Annotated in this window: 1 protein-coding gene and 3 pseudogenes; 1 reads left to right on the top strand and 3 read right to left on the bottom strand. The window is 64.4% G+C overall.

Annotated elements, in window-relative coordinates; all coding sequences use genetic code 11:
- Nucleotides 1-231 precede the first annotated feature (231 nt).
- Nucleotides 232-975 (bottom strand): annotated as a pseudogene (locus E1258_RS31620) (IS256 family transposase); the annotation flags it as partial.
- Nucleotides 976-1290: 315 nt separating this feature from the next.
- On the bottom strand, nt 1291-1470 hold the full coding sequence (locus tag E1258_RS34170) for a hypothetical protein (protein ID WP_132407524.1): 180 nt from the start codon (nt 1468-1470) through the stop codon (nt 1291-1293).
- A gap of 767 nt (nt 1471-2237) precedes the next feature.
- Here E1258_RS34170 and E1258_RS31610 point away from each other — a divergent pair.
- A pseudogene (locus tag E1258_RS31610) lies at nt 2238-2745 on the top strand (recombinase family protein).
- Nucleotides 2746-2784: 39 nt separating this feature from the next.
- On the opposite strand, the pseudogene E1258_RS31605 reads toward E1258_RS31610, so the two are convergent.
- Nucleotides 2785-2917, bottom strand: a pseudogene (locus E1258_RS31605) (IS5/IS1182 family transposase); the annotation flags it as partial.

Here is a 2917-nt window from a genome sequence, read left to right as displayed (position 1 = left end):
GACGAGTCTGCGGCCTCGACACCCTCGCCGACCTGTTCGACGTCTCCCGCAGCACCCTCTGGAACGCCATCAACGACGTCCTACCCATCCTCGACAACCGGCGCATCACCATCACCCCCGCTGAATATCGACACGCCACCCCCACCGACCTCCTTGCCTCTGTGCAGCCATCGGCAGCAGACCAGGAGACCGAAAATCGACAGGTTGTTCTTTGACGGGTCCGATGCACCCACAGGTCTGCACGATCGTGCGCGGCCACACCGTCGCGACAGCGTCCGGCAGGCCCTTGAGCCCGTCACAGACCAGCATCAACACGTCGGCGACGCCGCGGTTCTTCAGCTCGGTGAGCACATGCAGCCAGTGCTTCGCGCCCTCACCGCCGTCACCAGCCCAGATCCCGAGGATGTCGCGATGCCCGTCGACAGTGACCGCCATGACGACGTAGATCGGCCGGTTCGCGACCTGACCATCACGGATCTTGACGTTGATGGCATGGATGAACACCACCGGATACACCCTGTCCAGAGGCCGGTTCTGCCACTCGGCCATGCCGTCCATGACCTTGTCGGTGATGGTGGAGATGGTCTGCTTCGACACCTCGGCGCCATAGACCTCGGCCAGGTGCGCGGCGATCTCCCCATGGGTGAGACCCTTCGCCGACAGCGACAGCACCATGTCGTCGACGCCAGACAGGCGCCGCTGCCGCTTGCGCACGATCTGCGGCTCGAACGTGCCGGCAGCGTCGCGTGGAACCCGGACCTCGACCGGCCCGACATCGGTGAGCACGGTCTTGGTCCGGCTGCCGTTGCGGGTGTTCCCGCTGCCCCGACCCGCCCGGTCGTGCCTGTCGTAGCCGACGTGGTCGGTGATCTCCCCGTCCAACGCCGACTCCAGGACCCGCTTGGTCAGCTGCTGCAATAGCCCGCCCTCACCGGTCAGCTTCAACCCGTCACCACGAGCCCGATCGACCAACATCGCGATCAACTGCTCATCCGTGACCGCACCCACCGGCCCTACGGCCGGTTGTCCCACGGTGGTCTCGGTCGTCATCTGGCGTCTCTCCCTTGATCGGTCGATCAGCCGTTATTTGTACAGTCCCCAGGCTGCCGGCGGCGAGCAGCACCGGTTGCTGATTGTTGGCGAGTGTGCCGGCGGAATGGCGGGCGGCGTTGACAGAGTTGAGGTCACAGCTCAGCCTTCTCTGGCGATGATCACGGGTGTCATGTCGGCAGGGATGGCTGCGCATCATTGGTCGTCGGAGGCATGATCACGCCCCTGACCTGCGGTGCCTCAACTTGATTGGCATAGTCGGCCGTCTTCTCTGTTTTCAAGGTCAGGCACGTCCCGGTGCGCGGCATTGAGGACAGCGTCGCGGGTGCGGAATGCCGGCGCCATGTCCGTAGTGCTCCGGTGGCTGGCGCCAGCAGCAGCATATTGTGTCAGATCCCGGATGGCCTCGATCTGGTCCATGATTTATGGGGTGATGGGCGTAAACTTGCGGTAATGCGGCCAGGCATACCAGCGGTAGCGCGGGTTGACGGTTTGTTGTATTTCCCTGGCGAAGCGCGCGAGGGCGGGGCCTGGGCGCAGGACGCCTGCGACGGGTTCATGGATGCCCTCGGGGAAGTCGCCCTGGTGGTGTTGCTCGACGCTGGTCCCCGCAAAAAATGCGGTCAGGAAGCACCACCAGCAAACCCACCCTGGTGACGCTACGGCATCACTTCGCTGGGCCCGCATCAGATCCACCGAGCCGAGGCGTCAACTTCACTGCGCCACATCAGGTGCACTGCGCCAGGACACCGGCCCTTCTCCCGGCACCCGACCCCACCCGGATCGCCGCGCATAACTGTCATTATGATGTAGCAGCGTTTTGCCCGATTTGGGTGTATCTTTTAGTGGATTACTGTTACCGATAATCCGCTAATAAGTGCAGCTGGTGCGGTCAGGGCGTGACGGGGACAGGTAGGGCGGAGGTGCGCGTCGCGGTCGACGAGATGATCCGTGCTCTCGGGTCATACACGGGGCGCCGGTAACGAACGACCCGCCGCCAAATAGTCGATCTTGGCAACTTGGTGGCAGGGGCGGATGGGTGTCTTGGCTGGTGTCCCGTTTGAGGGCCCTTCATCGGACACGTGAGACCGGAGCGCTCGGTGCCGTCGAGGCGCTGGATGCGTTGTCCCGTAAGCCCAGCCCGGTGATGTGCCCGATAAGCGAGGGGTGAACGCTGCAGTCGCCGGGTGACTGAGCTCCTCATCGGCTACGCGCGGGTGTCCACGGACGAGCAGGACCTCACCGCGCAGCTCAACTCGTTGGCCGTGCTGGGTGTCAGGGCGGAGCGGATCTACGTCGACAAGGGGCTGACGGGAACGAACCGCGCGGCCGGGCCTGCGTGAGGCCCTGGCGGCGTGCCGGGTTGGCGACACGCTCGTGGTGTCGAAGCTGGACCGGTTGGCTCGGTCGGTCGCCGATGCGCACGACATTGCCAAGGAGCTCACCGCCCGCGGGGTGAAGCTGAATCTGGGCGGTTCGGTGCACGATCCGACGGACCCAGTCGGCAAGCTGCTGTTTACAACGCTGGCGATGGTGGCGGAGTTCGACGCGGATCTCGCTCGCATGCGAACCCGGGAAGGGATGAAGGTCGCAAAGGCGAAGGGTCGGCTGCGGGGTAAGCAGCCGAAGCTCAATGCCCGGCAGGAGGCGCACCTGGTGGCGCTGCACGCCGCCGGCGAGCAACCAGGGGCCTGAGAGGACGTCTGATTCACGTATTTTGTCAGCTATGTGGGTTTAGTCGTATCGCCAGGTTGGGGTGGTTTCGGTGGTGAGCCGTTTGGCGAGGTTGTCGATCATGGCGATGGTGATCATGCTGGCGGAGTTGTCGGGTCGGGCTTCGTAGTCGCGCACGAGTCGGCGGTGGTGC

This window comes from Micromonospora sp. KC207, from assembly GCF_004348615.1.
Classification (GTDB): domain Bacteria; phylum Actinomycetota; class Actinomycetes; order Mycobacteriales; family Micromonosporaceae; genus Micromonospora.
The sequence above is the reverse complement of the archived record's forward strand: the minus strand, read 5'-3'. Positions and strand labels throughout refer to the sequence as shown.

What these genes read in the sequence shown, in the direction of transcription:
- E1258_RS34170 (WP_132407524.1), bottom strand. Translation starts at nt 1,470, where the DNA reads ATGGACCAGATCGAGGCCATCCGGGATCTGACACAATATGCTGCTGCT.